This is a genomic window from Arthrobacter sp. N199823 (assembly GCF_002929705.1).
Lineage (GTDB): Bacteria > Actinomycetota > Actinomycetes > Actinomycetales > Micrococcaceae > Specibacter.
Genome location: NZ_PJIN01000031.1, coordinates 1 through 2,600, shown reverse-complemented (window position 1 = coordinate 2,600; position 2,600 = coordinate 1). Strand labels below are relative to the sequence as shown.

The window sequence follows — 2,600 nt, the reverse complement described above, 5'->3', positions numbered from 1 at the left end:
GCGAAGGCCAGTGCGAACGCGAATGTGGCACTGGATAGCGCGGCGATAGCGGAGACCCTGCGCCGCCCGATGCGCATGGTGAGCCGGTGCGCGGGCCCTGGTATCAGACTCAACACAATGGCTCCGGGCAGGAACACCAACGCGATGGAAACCACGTCGAGATCGAAAGCCTTTTGAAGGTGCAGCAGCAACAGCAGTCCAATGGCCGCCTCAGCCAGCGAGGTCAGCGCGGTGGCAACCAGCATCGGCCGTAACCGTTGCATCGGAAAGGCCGACTCAGTCGGTTTCGGGGGCGATGAAGGGCGTCTAGGAGCTACTGCTATCGTCACCGCCGCGACGAAACACGCACCGGAGGCGGCCAAGAAAACGCCGAGGAAATTAAGTGAACTTATCAGTGTCAGGCCAGCGACGAAAGCCACCCATGATCCGGTTTCCTGCCACGTCATCAACTTAGGGAAGGCAAACGAATCTGAGTCCGCCGATTCGCTGACTATGGCGCGTAAAGACACCCAGAACAGTGCACCCCCAAGCCCTCCAAACACTGCGGAGATAAATGCCATCGCTGGATCGGTAGATAGTGCGTATCCAGCGCACGAAATCCCATACAGCGCTGCGCCAGCAGCTGCAATATTTCGGCGCTCCCACACATCGGCCAGTAGCCCGGCGGGGAACCTGGCAGCAAAGGAGACAAGTAGTTCCGTAGCAAGCAACAGCCCGATCACCGACGCATCCAGCCCGAGTGCCGCGCCAGCCCATATGGGAATCAGGAAATCTAGCAAGTCCGTGGGGCCGCCGACCAAAGCGGCCGCCCACCTCGCTGAGGACTGGCGCACGGGAGCACTCTTAATACTTGACGGCGATTTCATGATCCCAGAATACACACGTATTCTAAGATCATGAGTACGGAGGTAAACAAGCGGGATGTCTTTGCCGCATCGGTGCTGGACCTGATAGTCCGCGGTGGCATCCAAGCCGTCAGCATCCGCACAGTGGCAGCAGATTCGGGCTGGTCCGTCGGAGCCTTGCAAAAGACGTTCTCCACTAAGGAAGCCCTGCTACGCGCCGCCGTCGATTTGGTTGTTTCCCGGGCCGAGGCACGCATGGAAGCCATCCCTTTCGACGGAGACGCGGTGGACTACCTGGTTCACATGATCGAGGAAACTTTGCCCCTCGACCCGATGCGCAGGGAGGAAGCCATAGCTTGGAATGCGTTCGCTGCCGAGGCCGTCCACACACCTTGGATCGCCGAAATCCTTATAAGCCAGGACCAGCGGACCTCTGAGCAGCTCGTGGAGGCCTTGCGGACTTTCGGCACATCACAGCCGAAGGCCGCTGCGGCTGGCATCATTGCAGTTTCAGACGGCTTCGCCCTCCGGCTACTGTATGACCCAAAACAGGCAGAAGAATTCTGCACGGCGCTACGTCCGATTATCAATCATTTACTCACCATCTAGGCCGCACCTAACAAGGAATCCCGCAAACCGAACGCGGAGCGGGCACGTTTGAGGAACCGCACGAATCCGTCGAACCGTCGAACCGTCGCTCGAAGTGAAATGTGCACGTGCGACCTTATAGTCTCGAGGCATGAAGACTCCTCGCGCCTTGGCTCTTGCCGGATTCGCAACGGCGTGCGCAGCGACCTTGACCGGGTGCTCCGTCGACACACTAATTTGGGGGAACGACGGCGCTCAGGTAATTCAAACTACCGAGAACCTCATCAAAGACCTCGCTTCCGGCAGAACATCCGATCTCGTCTGCGAAGACGCCAAAGCCGACCTCGGCACGGTAAAAGATTGGGAAGGCCGCGCCGCAGGAGAGCCGGAACGGTTCGTTGCTGAGTACTGGGGTGAGCAAGCTCCACTCGATCCGCAGTGGAACATCAATCTAGAGGGCCTTCCCGATGGGGCAACTCCAGGCGATCAGTTTCCCGGTGATGTCTTCTACCGTGAGACTGGCGACGGTCTCTGCGTGATCGATGTCGCCTGGTCGACACTAGGCTGACGCAGACCAATTTTCCCGCTCACACCTGTGATTATTGACGAGGAGTAGCGGTGCTTTATCGCCGCCCGTAAATCGAACGCTCTGCGGGACAATATTTCGGATTGTCGTCGGCTACTGTGATTTCCCTGTCGCGGCAGATGAGAATCGCCGGTGGATAAGTGAGAGTTAGTCGTTGGCCCGGCGAGGACGCAACGCGCCTAAGAGTATGAATACAAAGGAAAATGTGAGGGCCCCAGCCAAGATCATCATCCCTCCGTTGGCTAGTGACCACATTTTTACCAGGAGAACAGCAATGGCGATGAGAGCAACGACCAGGGAAACAGCCTTGACCGGGTTCCGCTTCATGAGTCTTGGTAGGGGCCATATCTTCGGAACCGGGGTCGACTCGAGGTCCTGTGAGCCGTTTGGAGGTATGTTCATGATTCTATTCTGCCGCAAGCTATTTTCGGTGAAGTTCAACCTTCTCGCAGGGGAACGGTCAACGGGGCAGTGGAACTAGACATGTGCAAGCAGTGGCATTGAAGCAACTTTGGTTGACAGAAGCATGTACAGCAACGTAGGTTGACAGTATGGAGTCTTCACAGATCGCTTCCGTGGCA

Annotated in this window: 4 protein-coding genes; 2 read left to right on the top strand and 2 right to left on the bottom strand. The window is 57.5% G+C overall.

What is annotated here, in order from left to right; genetic code table 11:
- Nucleotides 1-866, bottom strand: an 866-nt coding sequence (locus CXQ93_RS20070) for an MFS transporter (protein WP_146073304.1), incomplete at its 3' end; no start/stop codon positions are given.
- A gap of 30 nt (nt 867-896) precedes the next feature.
- On the opposite strand from CXQ93_RS20070, the gene CXQ93_RS20065 reads away from it, so the two are divergent.
- Both CXQ93_RS20065 and CXQ93_RS20060 read left to right on the top strand, forming a co-directional pair.
- Nucleotides 897-1,454 (top strand): TetR/AcrR family transcriptional regulator, encoded by a 558-nt coding sequence (locus tag CXQ93_RS20065; RefSeq protein WP_104112163.1) that lies wholly within the window; start codon nt 897-899, stop codon nt 1,452-1,454.
- A gap of 130 nt (nt 1,455-1,584) precedes the next feature.
- On the top strand, nt 1,585-2,001 hold the full coding sequence (locus CXQ93_RS20060; RefSeq protein ID WP_104112162.1) for a hypothetical protein: 417 nt from the start codon (nt 1,585-1,587) through the stop codon (nt 1,999-2,001).
- 165 nt (nt 2,002-2,166) lie between these two features.
- Here the strand turns inward: CXQ93_RS20060 and CXQ93_RS20540 are convergent, their stop codons facing one another.
- A complete protein-coding gene (locus tag CXQ93_RS20540) occupies nt 2,167-2,421 on the bottom strand; it encodes a hypothetical protein (RefSeq protein ID WP_146073303.1) in 255 nt (84 codons plus the stop codon).
- Nucleotides 2,422-2,600: the final 179 nt, after the last annotated feature.